This window comes from uncultured Roseibium sp. (assembly GCF_947499295.1).
Classification (GTDB): domain Bacteria; phylum Pseudomonadota; class Alphaproteobacteria; order Rhizobiales; family Stappiaceae; genus Roseibium.
Genome location: NZ_CANMNP010000019.1, coordinates 1 through 15,184, shown reverse-complemented (window position 1 = coordinate 15,184; position 15,184 = coordinate 1). Strand labels below are relative to the sequence as shown.

The window sequence follows — 15,184 nt, the reverse complement described above, 5'->3', positions numbered from 1 at the left end:
TGCAATGGGTTAAGCTGGGTACCCCAAGGGCAGGGGGTTGCGCCAAGGAGACGTTGCCAGAGCCGGGTCTTAAGTCGCCATCAAGAAGGCTGACCGCCGATTTGTGACTGCTGTCACGTTATTGGCTTGGGAAGCTCTGTTAGCCTTAATATCATTGCAACTGTTCCGTCCGGCTGGCTCTGACGACGAGCCTGCAAGATAGGGAGACCGTTTTATGGCTGGAAGTGCTGATATCCTCAAACACATGCTTGAAGAGCATGTCGAAGTGTTTCGCGAAGCAGCAATGCTTTATGAAGCTGCGATTTTGGTTCGGCGCACAAACACGGCAACGCTCCAACATATCGGCAAGGACTACGCGTCGCCCAAGCGTCTCGACTGCAAGGCGAAGACCGCCGATTTCGATGTACTGCCAATAGGCAGCAAACCATCGGCGGCAAAACGTGGCTGTATTGCCGGTCTGGTGGTTGATCCGACGATTTTCGGACCGTCTGCTTATAAGGAGGGCCGCTACGCCAAAGCTGTTGGAGAATGGAACAATTTCAAAGCCAAGCTTCGACCGGAGATGGACAGTTTCTTTCAACAGCAAACGCTGACCTATATTCCCCATGGCGGGCTCTATTTCGTCGAGCTTAACCCTAAAGATCCGTACTACGGCTGCGTGAAATTCGCCTCGAACTCTCTTATTCGCGCGGGAAAGTGCATCCACGGGGATTTCGACCTGTATGGCATCGTGGACATGAAAGCACCGGAGAGGCTGTTGCGCGTGAAGGAGGAGCGTTTGGGCATGGAGCATGCACGGTCGCCGAAATTCTTCGATGTGCAGCACTATGTGAACAACAAAATTGGCGTCACCATGGTTCTTCACGGCTCACAAGAAACATACGCCAGCGAACATGAAGATGATGAACTGGATATTTTCTTTCCAAATGGCCGGATTGCTTTTGCAGGGCCGACGGGCGCTGATATCGCCGAGTTCTATCAGACCGAGTTTCCGGGAAGAACGTTGTTCAGAAAAGATGATCCGGCCATTGAGATCAAAAGAAGGTACGTTTCCCCAGGTGAGTTTTGACACCACACCAGGCAATAACGGCTCGAAATTTCCTAGAGAAAAATGGCACGCCCAACGGGACTCGAACCCGTGTTTCCGCCGTGAAAGGGCGGCGTCCTAGACCGCTAGACGATGGGCGCGCGGTCGACACAGCTGCGTCGTGGGGAGGCTTATAGGCGGGAATGCTCACGCCCGCAAGAGCCTTTGCGACAATTTTTTGCAAGCCCAGGAAACCAGGCTTGCATATGTTGAAAACCGACGTGAATTACCACTCGCCGGTATTTGTCATTGAGGCCCAAGGCTCTTTGATTTCAAGGGCTTCGCCTTTTTGCAGCAATTCAATTGAAATGTTGTCCGGCGAACGAACAAATGCCATGCGGCCATCGCGCGGCGGCCGGTTGATCGTAACGCCCTGTTTTTGAAGGTTGTCGCAGAAATCGTAAATATCATCGACTTCGAATGCGAGGTGACCGAAGTTTCGCCCGCCGTCATAGTCCTCCGGATCCCAATTGTAAGTGAGTTCCAAAAGAGGTGCGGCGTTGGCCCTGCCGGCTTCAATATCTTCAGAGCCGGCTAGAAAGATTAGAGTGAAACGACCCTTTTCACTTTCATGGCGGCGCAGTTCTTTCATCCCCATTTTGTTGCAGTAAAAATCAAGGGAATCGTCAACATTGGTGACCCGAACCATTGTGTGCAAATAACGCATATCCTACCCTTTTCCCAATCGAATGAGGTTGTCTGAAAGGCGAGTGACCGACCCATGAAGACCATCACAGGACTGGCCGAAGCTCGCAACTATGTCGCACAATTCAAGCGCGGTGCCTACCACCGGATAGTCGCTCTGACTGGTGCTGGCATTTCGACAGAATCCGGCATTCCGGATTTTCGTTCGCCTGGCGGGATATGGTCCAAACGACAGCCGGTTCAATACCAGGACTTTGTAAGGTCGGAAGAAAGTCGGCTGGAAGACTGGGACCGTCGTTTCGAGATGCAGGATTACTTTCAGAAAGCTTCGCCGAATGCGGCACACCTGGCACTGAGTTCATTGGCTAAAGATGGGTGTCTACAGCGTCTGGTGACGCAAAATGTCGACGGACTTCATCAGAAAGCAGGATTTCCTGACGAAAGGCTGATTGAGATTCACGGGAACTCCACATTTGCCTCATGCCTTTCCTGTGGGGTGCGTGCGGAACTGGAAGACCAACGAGATACAGTTGAAATCGGCCGCAGCCCTATTTGTGCGAGATGTGGCGGGTTGTTGAAGGCTGCAGTTATCAGCTTCGGTCAACAGATGCCGGAGGCGGCTTTGCAAAACGCGGCGGCAGCTGCACAGGAATGCGATCTCTTTCTGGTCCTCGGATCATCTCTGGTCGTACACCCGGCAGCTCAACTTCCGGCATTGGCTGTAGAGACCGGTGCAGAACTGGTGATTCTCAACGGAGAAGAAACGCCGCTCGATTCTTATGCTTCAACAGTCATTCGCACACCTTTGGCACAGACTTTTGCCGAATTTGATGAAGAATAACGGAAAATCGAGCAAATGGTCTGTGGTTAGTTCGACAATTTCCCTTCTCGACACAAAGCACAATGTTATCCTTTTTGTTAGGAATCAGCTATCGGGCGAGTCGATATTTGTCTTTAGCTGAATGATGCGGACCAGAGACGGGACAAATGGCTATGGGGGTTAAAACCGCAGGGGAACCCCGCGCACTCGATACAATGACGGAAGATGTTGCCGTTGATGTTTTCGAGATCGCCGGAACGATTAAATGGTTCGATGTCGGTAAGGGCTACGGCTTCATTGTGCCGGATAGCGGTGAAAGCGACATCCTGCTCCACGTTACCTGCCTCAGGCGGGATGGTTATCAGACCGCCTATGAAGGCGCACGAGTTGTATGCGAGGTGCTTGACCGGCCTCGAGGACTTCAGGCGTTTCGCATCCTTTCTATGGATGAAACGTCGGCAACACATCCCTCGCAGCTTCCTCCGTCCAGAACGCATGTTCAGGTCGTACCGGAAGGCGGTTTTGAAAAGGCGACCGTCAAATGGTTCAACCGTGTGAAGGGGTTCGGCTTTCTAACCCAGGGCGAGGGGTCTGAGGACATCTTCATTCACATGGAAACACTTCGCCGCTTTGGAATTACCGAGTTGCGGCCTGGACAGGACGTTCTCGTCAGGTTCGGGAATGGACCCAAGGGTCGTATGGCAGCTGAAATTCGGCCAATGGGTGCAGGAACTCACATCCCAGCGTCTCATTGACGGTAAGTCAGCTTACCTGAATTCAAGGGCCGGACATGTTCCGGCCTTTTTGTTTGGCAACGGTTTCGTTGTGTATTCCAGAAGCGCTGCAATTTTCGGCGAACGGAGCTCAAACGTATGATTTTCCCCCCTGCGGCTCGCTCGGTCGTCTTATCGTTTTTAGTTTTGTTTGTGGTGATTGAGATCTCGCCTGCAAAGTCTCAGGAAGACGTTGCTCCCTTGCCGACAGAAACACTGATCGTTCGCTCCGGCGACAACGAGCACACATTTACAGTAGAGGTCGCATCCACGGATCGGCAGAGAGCCCGAGGCCTCATGTTCCGCGAAGAGATGGCCGCCGATCATGGAATGCTGTTTGTCTTCGAAGGTGAGGGTGAGCGATTTTTCTGGATGAAGAACACTCCGCTGCCACTCGATATTATCTACATCGATGCCAAAGGGTGGATTGTGTCGATTGCAGCTGACACGACCCCGTTTTCTGAAGACGTCATTCCTTCGCGCGAGCCTGCCAAATATGTGCTTGAGCTCAATGCAGGTCTTGCCGCCAAGCTGGGGTTTGAACCTGGAGACGGCGTTTCCAGCCCTTCTATGATGACTGAATAGTTTCTTCTGGAAACGGTAGACAAGGTGAGCAGCGGAAATTTTACGCGTATCGCTGCTTGAGCGTTACTTTGACGCTTACGGAGCGTATTGCTTTAGGCCGATTTGCCTTGTGAATTTTCCGAATTGGAACCAGGTCAGTCTTCAGACCTCGGCATCAGGAAATTTGTGATTTCAATCACCATTTTATTCGACCTTGCAATGCTACGTTCGCCGTGTTGATCGACAGATTGTTGGTCACGCCGTTGGCGGCACCTTACCCATGGAACAATTATCGAATACCAGCTTATGCAGGCAAGTTCCTGGCTGGCAAAACACCTGGCTTTCCGCGCATGAATTGAAGTCGCGAACCTTTAGATGATTTTGAGAAACAGCTCTTCTTTCTGGTGCTGATTTCGACCGACTTTTTTGTATTTGAGAGTAAGCAACATGAGTTCCATTTTCCCCGGTGCCGCCCGTAGCCCTGCGCCCGGCGTGCCCAAGATGAAAAAACCGAAATCCTTGATCTCAACCTGGCCGCCGAAAGACGCCGCTGCTGCCAGATGGGCAACCGACGGAAATTTCTGGACGCATGCGCGCGCCGTTGGACGCCAGAACCCCTGGGACTTGATCATTTTCAACTTCCAGACCCAGGACCCGCTCGAAGTGAATTGGTACTTACAAAACGCGGTCGGATGCTGGCGCCTTGACCCCAGCGGGAATTTCAAGTTCGACAGTTCTCTAACAGCTGATGGCAAGGACGGAATAATATACGTCCCATCATCCAGTTGGGTCCCACCTGCACATTTCAGCAAAGGGTCGGGCGCAGCAACTTTCATGGCAGGTGTAAACAATTCCGCCGCGACGATTCTTAGGGATTTATCCCGAAGAATGCCCACGATCAGTCATGGTGCGACAACCATGCGTGCACAGGACTATCGCAAGATTGCCGAACTGATTGAAACCAATGCAATTACAATTGACGTCGATCCTGACCTGGGAGGACGCGGGGGATACCTGGACGATGAAAAAGCGATCAAGTTGCGATTTATGCCGAGGATAGGCAATGCGCGTCATGCCAGTACACTCGCAAACGAAGCTGTCCACGCAGCGACCCATTTTTACGAAATACCGCACAACATGTTGAAGAACGAATACGTCTCAACTGTTGCCGGTGCGGTTGCAATGGGCGTAACAAGTGAGCGTGTCTTGCAGCGTTACATCAATCCTCGGCACTTCAAGAACTGGGGTTACTACTATTCAGGTTGGGTCTGGCTCAACGACTTCAAACCTCGTGGCGGCTGGTCGATTACCCTCGATGACCTGGACCATCAGTTCGAGCACCCATATTTGTCAACCACAGCCAACCCGGTGAGCGAGCTCAGGGTTTCGATGGCAGGCAGCTACGGCTGGAAGGGGAAAGTGGAAATCATACCTGAGTGGGACTGACTATCTGCCGAAGATGGCAGGACACTTTACGGTTGGGGCCTCTTGTGTGGTCAAACACAGAATTCGACCTGGAACCCGATAGAGCTCCAAGAAGCTTGATGCTTGGTCGGTTATGAAGGCATCAGGTTAGAGCAGTTTCCTGCGCGGTCTCTCGGAATACTAGATCGAGAGATGAGGGAACGAGCGTTCGATGCAGCCCAGAGTTCGATTGGCCTGTTGGACTTCTTTCCACAAGCCTTGGATTGCTCTTAAATTCTTCGCCCTTGACGCCAACGCCGAACGCGGATACACCCCTCGAAATCAACGGATCGGGGTATAGCGCAGCCTGGTAGCGCATCTGGTTTGGGACCAGAGGGTCGCAAGTTCGAATCTTGCTGCCCCGACCATTTTTCCCAAAATAACGGTTTGAACACAGGACTGCGCCATCGTGGTGTCGGGACTTTTGGCTTGTGTTTTCTGACGCGATTCTTTCTTTGCACGGGTTGGGCGCAACGGCGCATGTATTGCTGCTGCTATTCTTAGGGCAATCATTGATAAAACCGGGATAACTTGGCGCGCTCACACAAGCGACCTTGTGCATCGCCCTACAGAAGAACACTCTGGCACTCCGACAAATTTGATCCTTCAGGGGAGGCGCCTTCACAAGCTGGACGGCGCCAGGCAGGGCAGATGGGACCGGACCCGGACGAGCAGGGCACGCTGGAGATATCCGCGGCCATTGCCGCCATTCAAACCAGAATTCATAAAACCGGGCTGTCCTTAAAGGAGAGCGCGGATTTTGGGCTGTTTGAAAAAACGATCCGATCCACCGAAGACAAATACCTAATGGAGGATTTCTCGCCCAGGTTCTTCGATCTCCACGGGGCAACTGCGTTCTGGATCGGTGCTTACAACAGCAGTGGCAACATAGTTTCCGTCCAAGCAGCCAAGGTGGAGGACCTTAAGGACAGGAGCCTGGCCGATCATTGGCAACAGCAGCAGCGCCGGATGTTCGTCGACCCGAACCCACAGGTTCGTTTTGGCAGTGAGCATGCCCACGACGCCTATTTCATGCGTGGCCGGATCGTCTATCACGGAAATCTATGGCTGAGAGGCGACATTCGAGGCAAGGGGCTGGCCGAACCGCTGACACAGCTTGGTTTCCTCGTTTCCTTGTTGAAATGGTCGCCCGACTACCTTTACGGCCTTATGGCTTCCAAGGCTGCTGAAAAGGGCTTCGGCGTCCGGGTGGGGTATCGCAGGTTCGTTCCGAGGGGAACACATTGGCATATCGCGCCTGGCCACATCAGGCCGGATGATTGGCTCGTGTATTCGACCAGGAGCGACTTGTTCGGCTTGGCGAAATTGATCATCAGGACTTTGGCTGAAGATCCTGAATGATGCCGAGATAGGCGCAGATCCGATAGTTGGCTCTGATGTGAGGGCGCACGGCGATAATCAGTCGCTCGAACGCAATCTCATATTCTTGTCCATCGACGGAAATGGGTGTTCTGGCGTAGCCATAGTAGGGCTTGCCCGAGAGAGCGTTACGATAGCCCTCGGCTGACGCTCTTTCAAGATCGGCATCAGGCGTGCGAAGAGCTGCGTTGGAACCCGTCGAAGTTGCCCAATCGTCTCCAAAAAGCTGACGTTGCCCGCTTTCCTTGCCAACGTAAAAGATAGGCGGTGGCGCAAATTCCGTGACCTTGTCCGAACACAGGCTGAGGTGCGGCAGAAAAGGTTGCATGGTCTGTCTGAAACTGCCGTCAGCGGAAGCCATGACCGCCTCGTAGAAGGCGGATAGCAGCGGGTCCGCAAGGCCATTTTCTATGGCCTCGATCCCGAGTTCCGTAAAGACTGTCTTTGGGCGGTTCAGCAATTAAATTCCGTTGTCAGTTCGAGGTTACCGATTGAAGGCTTTCAGAAGCAGGGACATGACATTAAGGAACTCATCCTGCTTTTCCGGGCTAAGGTCAGCGACTTCGGACACACCATAGTCCAGCGTGAGGATCATGTCCCACATTTCAGTCAAGTTTGCCTTGTCGATCGCTGACTTCAAATTGACTGGTTTGGAGGCGGTCGGCTGAAAGTGCTCCGGTAAGGAGGCGCCCAGGTTTTTGAGAAACGGGTAATGCATAAGCCATCCTGTTGTGTTGTTCTTTTTGGTCTCGGCATATCTTGGTGACAAGACCGGCTGTATCACGCATCTGTTTGTGCATTTGTCTAAGACGTTCCCTTTTGATTGTTGTGGTTTTTTCAAAAGGTCACGTTAGGAAAGTTGATAGCACAAGTTGCAGCTTTCGTCATCTCACGTCGCGTCACAATCCAACGAGTGGTAAACGTCAAATTGGCAATTCGGATTGTTTTTGGGGGGGCGACAACAGGCTAAGTGTTGACTTCCTTCCAAAAGGCAGGAAAAAGCTTCTGAAGAGAAGTGATACTCTGCGAAATCGTTTAAGGGCACACTCACATGGTTGCGCGCATCTACCGTCCGGCGAAAACCGCCATGCAATCGGGCAAGGCAAAGACCCATCGTTGGGTGCTGGACTATGAGCCGGAAGCCGCCAAATCTGTAGAGCCGCTTATGGGCTATACTTCTTCATCTGACATGAAACAGCAGATCCGGCTCTATTTTGAGAGCCAGGAAGAAGCCGTTGCTTACGCCAAACGTCATGGAATTCCATATCGGGTGGAGAAAGCTCAAGAGCGCAAAGTGCGTGGCGCTGCCTATTCAGACAATTTCAAATTCAACCGGGTAGCTCCCTGGACGCATTGAGGTATCACAAGCTTCTGGACATGGGTTGATGTAGCCTAGTTCCGGATTGTTTGTTGAAATTGGCCATGCCTATTCAATTCCGACGTTGTTTTCAGTCGCACAGTGAATTATCAGCTGCAACAGAACAGGTAACATGGCCCCGTAGCTCAGCTGGATAGAGCGCTCGCCTTCTAAGCGAATGGTCGCAGGTTCGAATCCTGCCGGGGTCGCCACCCTCCTCCTTTTGTTGATATTTGTCAGTTACTTATAGATAATTTCCCCGCACCTAACTTTCAAGGTGCGGGGAAAATGTTCTATTTTCGGTCCAGAAGGTGGGCGCTGCGACGGGCAAGCTTCCCGCGATTCGCCTTCTTTGCGTACAGCGACGCCATGTCGGCTGTTTGCCATCCGAAGAGCGCCATCATCTCATGTTCAGTAGCGCCGCCCTCGGCAACGACCTCTGCATTGAATTTCCGAATTCCGTGAATGCTCTTGCTCACATCGGCCTCATCACACCACTTGCGAAACGAGGTTCCAAGGCTGGCGGCGCTTGCAAAAGGCTTTCCCTTTTCAGTAATCAAAAAAGTTAGGTCGCCTGTTTCGGTTGCTTCGATAGACTGCTGTAGGCGCGGGAGCAGGGGCATTTCTACCCAAACCCCTTGCTTAGATGTGCGGTAACGAATGATGCCGTCTTTGACGTGCTGCTTTCCGAGCAGGTGGCCGTCCTTACGGCGAAAGCTGGTGCAGAGGAAAATATCAAGTGCCAACCGCTGACGCGTGCCAAGTGCGTGCCTGACTTCAAACTTCGCGATATCTTCTTCCGTCCAAGGCTCAAATCCATCTGTCTTGGTCTGGATCTTTTTTACATTTCGAGCCGGATCATCATCGATCAGGCCAGAATCAACGCCCCAGGCGAACGCAGCCTTCATCGTTTTCAGAAAGTTGTTCGCGGCCTCTGGCGTCGATGCCTTAGATTCCCGTCCTTGGCGGATTTTCTTTTCCGTTACATTCGCTAGGCGGATATGTCCGGTTTTCGCAACGATGCCCTTTATGATGTTCGCACGGGCTCGCTGTGTTCCATCCGCCAAGGACTGGAATTTTGCACTTTGTTGATACATGTCAAAGAGCCAGCCAAGAGTGTTTTGGCTGTGGCGAGACTTCGGCTTCACCTCTGGCTTTTGACCATTCAGAGCAGCCTTGTACGCCTTCATAAATTCCGAGTCGGGTGACGTGTCGTATTCGTCTGGAAGCCGTAACCTTGGCCCTTTGCCAACCCGGAAAAACCATTTTGCCCGACCATGGCGGGACTTCTCACGTGACAAATGGGGCAGGCGACGTTTCGGCATGTTGGACATTAAAAGTCAAAGTCCTGGTCCGGTTCAACCTTTTCGTCGCGCTTTGTGAGAAGGCGGATCGTGCCTTCTTTGGTTATCTCCACGCTATCAACAGGAAAACCAGCGTCATTCGCTGCCTTAATGGCGCGCTCAACATCGCTTTTCTTGAAGGTCTGCGCAGCTCCCATTTTACAAGTCCTCTTGTACCTTCTGCTTTACACTAAGTGGCGGTATTGGAAACTTGGGTTTCCGGTTCTTGGGCGGCTTGGATCATGGCGCGGTAGATCGCTTCGTGTTTCGATCCGCTTCCTTCAAAATTTGCGACGGCATCATATGACTGCTCCGCCATCTCGCTGGTAGGGTTTACTGGCACAATCACACTGTTAGTGGCCTTGAGGTAGGCTTGGATGGCGGCCACGATACAGTCAGGCTCATCAGCCTTTGTGTATGAAGCGGCAACCGCTGCCTTTAGCCCGTCGTTATCGAACATCATCTCGGCACCACTGTTCCATCCATCTTGCGTTTGAATTTAGAGTTTCGGCTTCCAGGGAGTGGACGACCTTTCGGTTTTTTCGCGCCTGAAAAGCTGTCTCTCTGCCTGTCTGCTTTCCGAATGCCTTGGACATCACGTGTTGTTTTCTCGCGATGGCATATGCGGCATAAAACCTGACAATTCTGCAGGTCGTTATCTCCTTCCAGTTCTGCTGGGAGTATGTGGTCATACTCTGCTTCACCGGTCTTGAGTTTGGCTGAGCACTTCTCACAACGTCCTGAAGCACGTTCGAAGGCTTTAGCGCGTGTCTTGCGGGTAAATTCTAGGCGGGGCATTAGGCGGCGCTCCACTTTTGCCCACGGGCCATTCTGTCAGCCTTCATCGCCCTATCGTACAAGACAACATTCACAGTCGCCGCTAGGTTCATGCAACCTTTCGTCGGGACCATTACGCGATGCTTGCACCAATTTAGGTGAGCTTTCCCAAGCGTACCGTCTTCGGGACCGAACACATAAAACGCTCGTTGCGGGTGCTGGAAAGAGAATAGACTTTCGGCACCCTCGACCAGATCGATACCAACAGGCACACAGTCAAATGGAATTGCGTTGTGCAAATCCTCTGTACGCTGCACTGGGAGGTGCCGGTATGCCTTCATGGTGTCTGTTGAGCTTCGGATTTCACAACGAGCACCCTGAACGACTACGAGGCCAGCCTCATATATTTGCGCGGCGCGAAGCACGGAGCCAACGTTGACTGAGGTTTTAGGGCGAACAAGGCCAATTGCTGAATACCCTCGCATTATGCGGCCTCCTGTGCAGCGAGAAGGGGCGCGCCAAACGTTTCCAAGCACCACTTATCCGCCTTAGACACGAACTCGTTGAATTCAGACTGCCCCATTTTGTCGAACGCAGTGGAATCCGGTATCCAGTACAAGGAACCGTCAGGCATTGCGGCGGGTGTGACGTAGCCGGTTTTCATCTTGATCAGGTTGTGCAGGTGACTGGACGTAGGAACGCACTCCGTCGCTGCGACAAACTCGGAAAGTGAAACCCAATACTTTCGTTGCGACGGAAGAGAGCGTGGCTTGACCAGGCGATCCGCCTTCAATCGCTGCCCCACCTTGAACAATTGGCACCGCTCGAAATCAAATGGGGTGGCTGGTACTAGTGCGCGTCCATCCCAATCAAAAATAAATGGTTCGGCCATTAACGGACGCCTCCATGGTTTTCATGGAAGCCGAATTTATTGTCTGCTCGGCTGCGAATTGCCTTAGCGTCTTCTTTGGATTTGAAATAGCCGAGATGCTTACTACGGCCATCGACCTTAATTTTTGCTTCCCATTGCTGACGTTTTTTGTCCCAAAAAACCCCATTGATTCCAGAAGAATTATTGGCTGAGAGTTTTGTGTTTCGACCATTCGCTTTGTGAGAAACATTGCGTAGATTTTGCGCGCGGTTATCTGCTGGGTCACCGTTGATGTGGTCGATCACATCAGGGTGGCAACCATGCGTCATGAGCCAAGCAATGCGATGAGCCTTACACGCACGGCCAAAGATCCTGCCGACCGAATAGCCCTTTGCATCTTTTGCGGTGAAAGCTTCTTTTCCAGCATTTTTCGTGTTCCATATCTTCCAATCTCGCTCAGATTTGAAGTGTTGCCGCTCCCGGTTTTTCCATGTGAATTTTCCGGTATCTGCATCATACGAAAGCAATTGCTTCGCCATGGCTTGGGTAAGATCTTTCATGCCGCCTGATCCACCTGCTGGATTGTCTGTTTCTGCCGGTCCTTGATCTGGATGACGGGCGAAGAGAATTCCTCTGGCGCTTGATGTAAGAAGTGCTGGAAGCGCTGTGTTTTCCAGAGGTCAACTAGATCGTCTAAATTCTGACAACCTTGGATCATGCGAGTGAGGTCGTCGCGCTCTGTTGCCCAATCGATATCAACGCCTACATTCGCGTGAGATTTATCATAGAGGGCTAGGCCGAACGGGTTACCAAATGAGCGAAGAGCACGCTTCAGGCCATCGGTTACAGCTTCTTTGATGGCGCTGTCATATGCATCACCGAGCGACTTTCCGTGCCCTTGGCCGTGCCCTGCGTCTTCACGAGTGACACCGCCAGCGGTGACAGAAACAACAGCGATATAGCCAACTGCCCATTTGCCATCTTGTTTTTCTAGGCAATTTGTCTCAGAGACAGATTTTACGCTGTATGACCAACCATCGAAACCAAAGATGCGGTTCGCTTCAGCAATTGCGTGCCATCCTTCGATATAGTTGCCATACTTACCGGGTGCTGGCGGCTTGACATGGGCCGGGTCCAGCTTCTTCTGAAGCTCTGACGTTTGTTCTTTCGAAAAGCTCATATCGCAACCTTATCTTCGTGGATGGTTACACCGGGCATGTCTCGAAACTTTAGGTCTGTGCGGCGCTTAGCAATGCTGTTTAGGCACTCCATCAGCGTTTCGTTTTCATGAACCCAGCACCAACGAGCAAATTCGCGGGCGTCAACGATTTCATGGCGGTACACTGTGCGTAGTGCCATCGCCCGAGCCCCGCCTTTTGCGGAAGCTTTTTGTTGTGCTGCTTTCTTTGCCTCTCGCTCTGCTTCTTGGGCTGCTTTGACTTGTTGCTCTGCCGCTCCGCGAGCCTCAAGGTCAGCAGCATTAGCTGCGGCGATTGCCTCTTGAGCTTTTCTCGCTTCTTCAGCAGCCTTTGCGCGCGCGGCCTCTTTCTCCTGACGGCGTTGCTCTTCGAGCTTCTTCAGCCAAGGGAGATTGGCAGCTTTGCAAACATCAGCGATACGGTCGCAATCTTCGATAAGCGGCTTGAATTTGGCCTGAACCGCCTTCTTTCCATCATCGAATGGCTTAGCTTCTGCTTTGCGAAAATCATCAGTTTTTTTCTTGGCCTTCCTAGCCATATCTAGGAGCGTGGCAATAGCATCTGCCTCAGCTTGAGAGGAAACCTCAGCCCCATCCAACCAATGTTGGGCCTCTTCCTTGAGTGATAGGACAGCCTCTTTTGCCTCATCGAATGGAGTAGGCGGGTTGTTGTGCCCAATGTTTACTACGGTGCTCATAGAGACATCCTTTCGATTTCCTGCGCTGCGACTTCAGCCTGAAATGAAACCTCGCGAAGCTTTGAAATGAGCCGTCTCTTATCGTCCACGCCATTATCGCGAACGATCTTTTTGATCAGATCTCTTGTCTGCTGCTCTACCTGTTGAGATGTCATCGTCTACATCCTTCTATCGCCTTATCGAAAACCTCAGAGAGGGCTTGGAGAAGGGCCTCGATAAGAGGCTAAGTTGCTGGCTGCACGGCCAGGGAGGTCCGCCTTATGGTCAGTCTGAAGTGTCTCGCCGCTTCATCAGTTCATCTGCGTCACCACGGAAATCAATGTCAGGAATGATGGCCTGCGGCTTGAAAGTGATGCGTGTGTGGTAGACCGACACATCAACCGTCCCAAGCTGTTCGACCAAGTACGGCGTGTTGTCGGATTTGCCAAAGAAGTGTTTGGAATATTCCGAGGGAGCTTCTTTGCAGGTGACTTCAAGCTGAGGGCCTTGATCTTCAATGGAGCAGCGGCCAACCACTTCAAACAAATAACTGTCATTGATTGAGTTCATGAACACAACGCGCCTCACGATCTCGAAGTTATCGGCGGCCTTTGAAATGTTATGAGAAGCAACTCTCGCGTCATCTTGGCATGCGGCCAATAGCGGCAAGGCTAACAGTCCTAGGAGAGCTTTTTTCATTCTCTTATCCTTCGTTGTTGGTTGGGCCGGAGACGGGGAGGACGAACTCCGGCCCGTGTAGCTGCTTTGATTTAGAGTGGAGGCCCCGCGCAGCTACGAAACTCCGATGCCTATGATGAAACCGAGTGCTAGCATCGAAATTCCAAAGGCTGCGTAAGCTTCAATCGTTGGATGAAAGCGAAAGCGGGTCATTAGTCCGCTACTCGACGCCAACCTTCTGGCGTCTGCTCCTGTTGACGGCGGATTTCATACATTCCAGGCTGGAACAGAATGCTTTCATGCGTGTGGTGATCGCGTTTATGATCCAAACTTGTTGGACGATTGACCTCAATCCAAGCCATGAGTGGATTGTCACCGCTGTACATACGCACTGCGGGTTCAGGTTCCCGGTCCAAAACCATGACATGATCGTGGCCGGTTTCGCTGTGTGTGATGACAAGTTCATTCAGTTTGTTAGGCTTTTGCTCTGTCAAACCGTCTGGAAGGTTGTCCACTTTGACAAAGAGGACATCTCCCTGAGCTGCACATTTCTCGAAAGTCTTCATTTTCAAAGTCTCCTTAAGTACGGACTTCCGGCACTAGGAATTGATCGGCGGTTAGTCCGTAAGATGCCGCCTGTGCTTCAATGATTGTTTTTGCGCGGCTATCGGCCATAACCGCTACTTCGCGACCTGTGCCGCATTTCGCATGAATGAATTTTTGCGGGCCGTGGTCTGGCAAGTCGACTTCAACGAGCCTCCCGATTTGCGGGTCAGCATCTTCGTCAATCACACGCGCGTTAAGGGCGTTGATGATGTGATGCCAACCCAGAATTTCACAAGCTGCGGCACGCTGGTCTACGTTGTCCCAGGTCAGTGCAATCTGCGGCGTAAGCGAACTCTTATCCTCAATCCATTCAGCAGGAATGCGCGTGCCATGCCAATGATACAAGGACCAGCCGTCGCGCCACCTGTGAGAGGGGCCGTCTTCGCAATGCGGTTCGTTTTGGTCGTCAACCTTAAGAACTTCGGGGAAGTCGGAAACTAGGCAAAACTCTTCGTGCATGACACGAAAGCCGCCATGAATTGCTGCAAGTTCCCAAAACTTGTAGCCCTCGTGTTCTCGCAGTTCTAATCCCAAGATATCGCGGCTTGCGGTCAGGTAGCAGTCATAAGCCGCCCACATATTTCCGCCTTGATAAACATTGTACCAATGATGGGCACAATTAAGTCCAAGCTGACCTGCTAAGTCCTTACAGGCTTGCGCAGCATCGCTTTCGGCTGTGGCGCTGCGTGTGGCGCTGCGTGTGGCGCTGCGTGTGGCGCTGTATGTGGCGCTGTCTGTGGCGCTGTATGTGGCGCTGCGTGTGGCGCTGTCTGTGGCGCTGCGTGTGGCGCTGTATGTGGCGCTGCGTGTGGCGCTGCGTGTGGCGCTGTATGTGGCGCTGTCTGTGGCGCTGAGTGTGGCGCTGCGTGTGGCGCTGCGTGTGGCGCTGCGTGTGGCGCTGTATGTGGCGCTGTCTGTGGCGCTGAGTGTGGCGCTGCGTGTGG

Annotated in this window: 25 protein-coding genes and 3 tRNA genes; 10 read left to right on the top strand and 18 right to left on the bottom strand. The window is 52.3% G+C overall.

Translation table 11 applies throughout. The features are described from left to right. The first annotated feature begins 214 nt into the window (after positions 1-214). Positions 215-1,069, top strand: a complete 855-nt coding sequence (locus tag Q0835_RS24290) for a hypothetical protein (protein ID WP_298820694.1) — start codon at positions 215-217, stop codon at positions 1,067-1,069. Positions 1,070-1,112: 43 nt separating this feature from the next. On the opposite strand, the gene Q0835_RS24285 is transcribed toward Q0835_RS24290, so the two are convergent. Together Q0835_RS24285 and gloA are read right to left on the bottom strand one after the other, a co-directional pair. Beyond that, positions 1,113-1,188 (bottom strand) — tRNA-Glu (locus tag Q0835_RS24285). 125 nt (positions 1,189-1,313) lie between these two features. Further along, on the bottom strand, positions 1,314-1,754 hold the full coding sequence (gene gloA, locus Q0835_RS24280; protein WP_298965144.1) for a lactoylglutathione lyase: 441 nt from the start codon (positions 1,752-1,754) through the stop codon (positions 1,314-1,316). A gap of 54 nt (positions 1,755-1,808) precedes the next feature. Between gloA and Q0835_RS24275 the strand changes: the two genes are divergently transcribed. From Q0835_RS24275 to Q0835_RS24265, 3 genes are all read left to right on the top strand, one after another. Beyond that, complete coding sequence (locus tag Q0835_RS24275) at positions 1,809-2,573, top strand: Sir2 family NAD-dependent protein deacetylase (RefSeq protein WP_298965141.1); 765 nt, start codon at positions 1,809-1,811, stop codon at positions 2,571-2,573. A 152-nt stretch (positions 2,574-2,725) separates the two neighbouring features. Continuing rightward, on the top strand, positions 2,726-3,307 hold the full coding sequence (locus Q0835_RS24270) for a cold-shock protein (protein ID WP_298820687.1): 582 nt from the start codon (positions 2,726-2,728) through the stop codon (positions 3,305-3,307). 117 nt (positions 3,308-3,424) lie between these two features. Continuing rightward, the gene (locus Q0835_RS24265; protein WP_298965138.1) at positions 3,425-3,910 is read left to right on the top strand and encodes a DUF192 domain-containing protein; all 486 of its coding nucleotides are present in this window, start codon (positions 3,425-3,427) and stop codon (positions 3,908-3,910) included. 350 nt (positions 3,911-4,260) lie between these two features. Here the strand turns inward: Q0835_RS24265 and Q0835_RS24260 are convergent, their stop codons facing one another. Next, the gene (locus Q0835_RS24260; protein WP_298820681.1) at positions 4,261-4,521 is read right to left on the bottom strand and encodes a hypothetical protein; all 261 of its coding nucleotides are present in this window, start codon (positions 4,519-4,521) and stop codon (positions 4,261-4,263) included. A gap of 256 nt (positions 4,522-4,777) precedes the next feature. Between Q0835_RS24260 and Q0835_RS24255 the strand changes: the two genes are divergently transcribed. From Q0835_RS24255 to Q0835_RS24245, 3 genes are all read left to right on the top strand, one after another. Then, complete coding sequence (locus Q0835_RS24255; protein WP_298965136.1) at positions 4,778-5,335, top strand: hypothetical protein; 558 nt, start codon at positions 4,778-4,780, stop codon at positions 5,333-5,335. A gap of 309 nt (positions 5,336-5,644) precedes the next feature. Further along, a tRNA-Pro gene (locus Q0835_RS24250) sits at positions 5,645-5,721 on the top strand. A 283-nt stretch (positions 5,722-6,004) separates the two neighbouring features. After that, positions 6,005-6,715 (top strand): hypothetical protein, encoded by a 711-nt coding sequence (locus Q0835_RS24245; protein ID WP_298820678.1) that lies wholly within the window; start codon positions 6,005-6,007, stop codon positions 6,713-6,715. Here the strand turns inward: Q0835_RS24245 and Q0835_RS24240 are convergent. Together Q0835_RS24240 and Q0835_RS24235 are read right to left on the bottom strand one after the other, a co-directional pair. Next, the gene (locus Q0835_RS24240) at positions 6,687-7,193 is read right to left on the bottom strand and encodes a hypothetical protein (protein WP_298820676.1); all 507 of its coding nucleotides are present in this window, start codon (positions 7,191-7,193) and stop codon (positions 6,687-6,689) included. The two genes, Q0835_RS24245 and Q0835_RS24240, sit on opposite strands and share 29 nt — an antisense overlap. Before the next feature lie 24 nt (positions 7,194-7,217). Continuing rightward, positions 7,218-7,451 carry a hypothetical protein gene (locus Q0835_RS24235; protein ID WP_298965133.1) on the bottom strand — a complete coding sequence of 78 codons (234 nt, stop codon included), beginning with the start codon at positions 7,449-7,451 and terminating at the stop codon, positions 7,218-7,220. A gap of 333 nt (positions 7,452-7,784) precedes the next feature. Between Q0835_RS24235 and Q0835_RS24230 the strand changes: the two genes are divergently transcribed. Together Q0835_RS24230 and Q0835_RS24225 are read left to right on the top strand one after the other, a co-directional pair. Beyond that, complete coding sequence (locus Q0835_RS24230) at positions 7,785-8,090, top strand: ETC complex I subunit (protein WP_298820673.1); 306 nt, start codon at positions 7,785-7,787, stop codon at positions 8,088-8,090. A 135-nt stretch (positions 8,091-8,225) separates the two neighbouring features. After that, positions 8,226-8,302, top strand: a tRNA-Arg gene (locus tag Q0835_RS24225). 81 nt (positions 8,303-8,383) lie between these two features. Here Q0835_RS24225 and Q0835_RS24220 read toward each other — a convergent pair. From Q0835_RS24220 to Q0835_RS24165, 13 genes are all read right to left on the bottom strand, one after another. After that, positions 8,384-9,424 carry an integrase gene (locus tag Q0835_RS24220; protein WP_298965130.1) on the bottom strand — a complete coding sequence of 347 codons (1,041 nt, stop codon included), beginning with the start codon at positions 9,422-9,424 and terminating at the stop codon, positions 8,384-8,386. After that, a complete protein-coding gene (locus tag Q0835_RS24215) occupies positions 9,424-9,591 on the bottom strand; it encodes a hypothetical protein (protein ID WP_298965128.1) in 168 nt (55 codons plus the stop codon). The genes Q0835_RS24220 and Q0835_RS24215 overlap by 1 nt, the downstream gene beginning before the upstream one ends. A gap of 32 nt (positions 9,592-9,623) precedes the next feature. After that, positions 9,624-9,893 (bottom strand): hypothetical protein, encoded by a 270-nt coding sequence (locus Q0835_RS24210; RefSeq protein WP_298965125.1) that lies wholly within the window; start codon positions 9,891-9,893, stop codon positions 9,624-9,626. Next, positions 9,893-10,231: an HNH endonuclease signature motif containing protein gene (locus tag Q0835_RS30405; protein WP_366142407.1), complete on the bottom strand. Its 339-nt coding sequence runs from the start codon at positions 10,229-10,231 to the stop codon at positions 9,893-9,895. The genes Q0835_RS24210 and Q0835_RS30405 overlap by 1 nt, the downstream gene beginning before the upstream one ends. After that, positions 10,231-10,695: an RNA methyltransferase gene (locus tag Q0835_RS24205; RefSeq protein ID WP_298965122.1), complete on the bottom strand. Its 465-nt coding sequence runs from the start codon at positions 10,693-10,695 to the stop codon at positions 10,231-10,233. Before Q0835_RS24205 ends, Q0835_RS30405 begins: the two co-directional genes overlap by 1 nt. Then, positions 10,695-11,102, bottom strand: a complete 408-nt coding sequence (locus Q0835_RS24200) for a hypothetical protein (protein WP_298965119.1) — start codon at positions 11,100-11,102, stop codon at positions 10,695-10,697. The genes Q0835_RS24205 and Q0835_RS24200 overlap by 1 nt, the downstream gene beginning before the upstream one ends. Further along, positions 11,102-11,641, bottom strand: coding sequence for an HNH endonuclease signature motif containing protein (locus Q0835_RS24195; protein ID WP_298965117.1), 540 nt, complete (start codon positions 11,639-11,641; stop codon positions 11,102-11,104). The genes Q0835_RS24200 and Q0835_RS24195 overlap by 1 nt, the downstream gene beginning before the upstream one ends. Beyond that, positions 11,638-12,261, bottom strand: a complete 624-nt coding sequence (locus tag Q0835_RS24190) for an RAD52 family DNA repair protein (protein WP_298965115.1) — start codon at positions 12,259-12,261, stop codon at positions 11,638-11,640. The genes Q0835_RS24195 and Q0835_RS24190 overlap by 4 nt, the downstream gene beginning before the upstream one ends. Next, positions 12,258-12,977, bottom strand: a complete 720-nt coding sequence (locus Q0835_RS24185) for a hypothetical protein (protein WP_298965112.1) — start codon at positions 12,975-12,977, stop codon at positions 12,258-12,260. Before Q0835_RS24185 ends, Q0835_RS24190 begins: the two co-directional genes overlap by 4 nt. Then, complete coding sequence (locus Q0835_RS24180; protein WP_298965107.1) at positions 12,974-13,132, bottom strand: hypothetical protein; 159 nt, start codon at positions 13,130-13,132, stop codon at positions 12,974-12,976. The genes Q0835_RS24185 and Q0835_RS24180 overlap by 4 nt, the downstream gene beginning before the upstream one ends. A 109-nt stretch (positions 13,133-13,241) precedes the next feature. Further along, positions 13,242-13,655, bottom strand: coding sequence for a hypothetical protein (locus Q0835_RS24175; RefSeq protein ID WP_298965104.1), 414 nt, complete (start codon positions 13,653-13,655; stop codon positions 13,242-13,244). A gap of 191 nt (positions 13,656-13,846) precedes the next feature. Next, positions 13,847-14,200 (bottom strand): hypothetical protein, encoded by a 354-nt coding sequence (locus tag Q0835_RS24170; protein WP_298965103.1) that lies wholly within the window; start codon positions 14,198-14,200, stop codon positions 13,847-13,849. A gap of 13 nt (positions 14,201-14,213) precedes the next feature. Continuing rightward, positions 14,214-14,819: a DUF6745 domain-containing protein gene (locus tag Q0835_RS24165; RefSeq protein ID WP_298965101.1), complete on the bottom strand. Its 606-nt coding sequence runs from the start codon at positions 14,817-14,819 to the stop codon at positions 14,214-14,216. A 109-nt stretch (positions 14,820-14,928) separates the two neighbouring features. Between Q0835_RS24165 and Q0835_RS24160 the strand changes: the two genes are divergently transcribed. Beyond that, positions 14,929-15,184, top strand: a 256-nt coding sequence (locus Q0835_RS24160; protein WP_298965099.1) for a hypothetical protein, incomplete at its 3' end; no start/stop codon positions are given.

What these genes read in the sequence shown, in the direction of transcription:
- Q0835_RS24290 (WP_298820694.1), top strand. Translation starts at nt 215, where the DNA reads ATGGCTGGAAGTGCTGATATCCTCAAACACATGCTTGAAGAGCATGTC.
- gloA (WP_298965144.1), bottom strand. Translation starts at nt 1,754, where the DNA reads ATGCGTTATTTGCACACAATGGTTCGGGTCACCAATGTTGACGATTCC.
- Q0835_RS24275 (WP_298965141.1), top strand. Translation starts at nt 1,809, where the DNA reads ATGAAGACCATCACAGGACTGGCCGAAGCTCGCAACTATGTCGCACAA.
- Q0835_RS24270 (WP_298820687.1), top strand. Translation starts at nt 2,726, where the DNA reads ATGGGGGTTAAAACCGCAGGGGAACCCCGCGCACTCGATACAATGACG.
- Q0835_RS24265 (WP_298965138.1), top strand. Translation starts at nt 3,425, where the DNA reads ATGATTTTCCCCCCTGCGGCTCGCTCGGTCGTCTTATCGTTTTTAGTT.
- Q0835_RS24260 (WP_298820681.1), bottom strand. Translation starts at nt 4,521, where the DNA reads ATGATCAAGTCCCAGGGGTTCTGGCGTCCAACGGCGCGCGCATGCGTC.
- Q0835_RS24255 (WP_298965136.1), top strand. Translation starts at nt 4,778, where the DNA reads ATGCCCACGATCAGTCATGGTGCGACAACCATGCGTGCACAGGACTAT.
- Q0835_RS24245 (WP_298820678.1), top strand. Translation starts at nt 6,005, where the DNA reads ATGGGACCGGACCCGGACGAGCAGGGCACGCTGGAGATATCCGCGGCC.
- Q0835_RS24235 (WP_298965133.1), bottom strand. Translation starts at nt 7,451, where the DNA reads ATGCATTACCCGTTTCTCAAAAACCTGGGCGCCTCCTTACCGGAGCAC.
- Q0835_RS24230 (WP_298820673.1), top strand. Translation starts at nt 7,785, where the DNA reads ATGGTTGCGCGCATCTACCGTCCGGCGAAAACCGCCATGCAATCGGGC.
- Q0835_RS24220 (WP_298965130.1), bottom strand. Translation starts at nt 9,424, where the DNA reads ATGTCCAACATGCCGAAACGTCGCCTGCCCCATTTGTCACGTGAGAAG.
- Q0835_RS24215 (WP_298965128.1), bottom strand. Translation starts at nt 9,591, where the DNA reads ATGGGAGCTGCGCAGACCTTCAAGAAAAGCGATGTTGAGCGCGCCATT.
- Q0835_RS24210 (WP_298965125.1), bottom strand. Translation starts at nt 9,893, where the DNA reads ATGTTCGATAACGACGGGCTAAAGGCAGCGGTTGCCGCTTCATACACA.
- Q0835_RS30405 (WP_366142407.1), bottom strand. Translation starts at nt 10,231, where the DNA reads ATGCCCCGCCTAGAATTTACCCGCAAGACACGCGCTAAAGCCTTCGAA.
- Q0835_RS24205 (WP_298965122.1), bottom strand. Translation starts at nt 10,695, where the DNA reads ATGCGAGGGTATTCAGCAATTGGCCTTGTTCGCCCTAAAACCTCAGTC.
- Q0835_RS24200 (WP_298965119.1), bottom strand. Translation starts at nt 11,102, where the DNA reads ATGGCCGAACCATTTATTTTTGATTGGGATGGACGCGCACTAGTACCA.
- Q0835_RS24195 (WP_298965117.1), bottom strand. Translation starts at nt 11,641, where the DNA reads ATGAAAGATCTTACCCAAGCCATGGCGAAGCAATTGCTTTCGTATGAT.
- Q0835_RS24190 (WP_298965115.1), bottom strand. Translation starts at nt 12,261, where the DNA reads ATGAGCTTTTCGAAAGAACAAACGTCAGAGCTTCAGAAGAAGCTGGAC.
- Q0835_RS24185 (WP_298965112.1), bottom strand. Translation starts at nt 12,977, where the DNA reads ATGAGCACCGTAGTAAACATTGGGCACAACAACCCGCCTACTCCATTC.
- Q0835_RS24180 (WP_298965107.1), bottom strand. Translation starts at nt 13,132, where the DNA reads ATGACATCTCAACAGGTAGAGCAGCAGACAAGAGATCTGATCAAAAAG.
- Q0835_RS24175 (WP_298965104.1), bottom strand. Translation starts at nt 13,655, where the DNA reads ATGAAAAAAGCTCTCCTAGGACTGTTAGCCTTGCCGCTATTGGCCGCA.
- Q0835_RS24170 (WP_298965103.1), bottom strand. Translation starts at nt 14,200, where the DNA reads ATGAAGACTTTCGAGAAATGTGCAGCTCAGGGAGATGTCCTCTTTGTC.
- Q0835_RS24165 (WP_298965101.1), bottom strand. Translation starts at nt 14,819, where the DNA reads ATGTGGGCGGCTTATGACTGCTACCTGACCGCAAGCCGCGATATCTTG.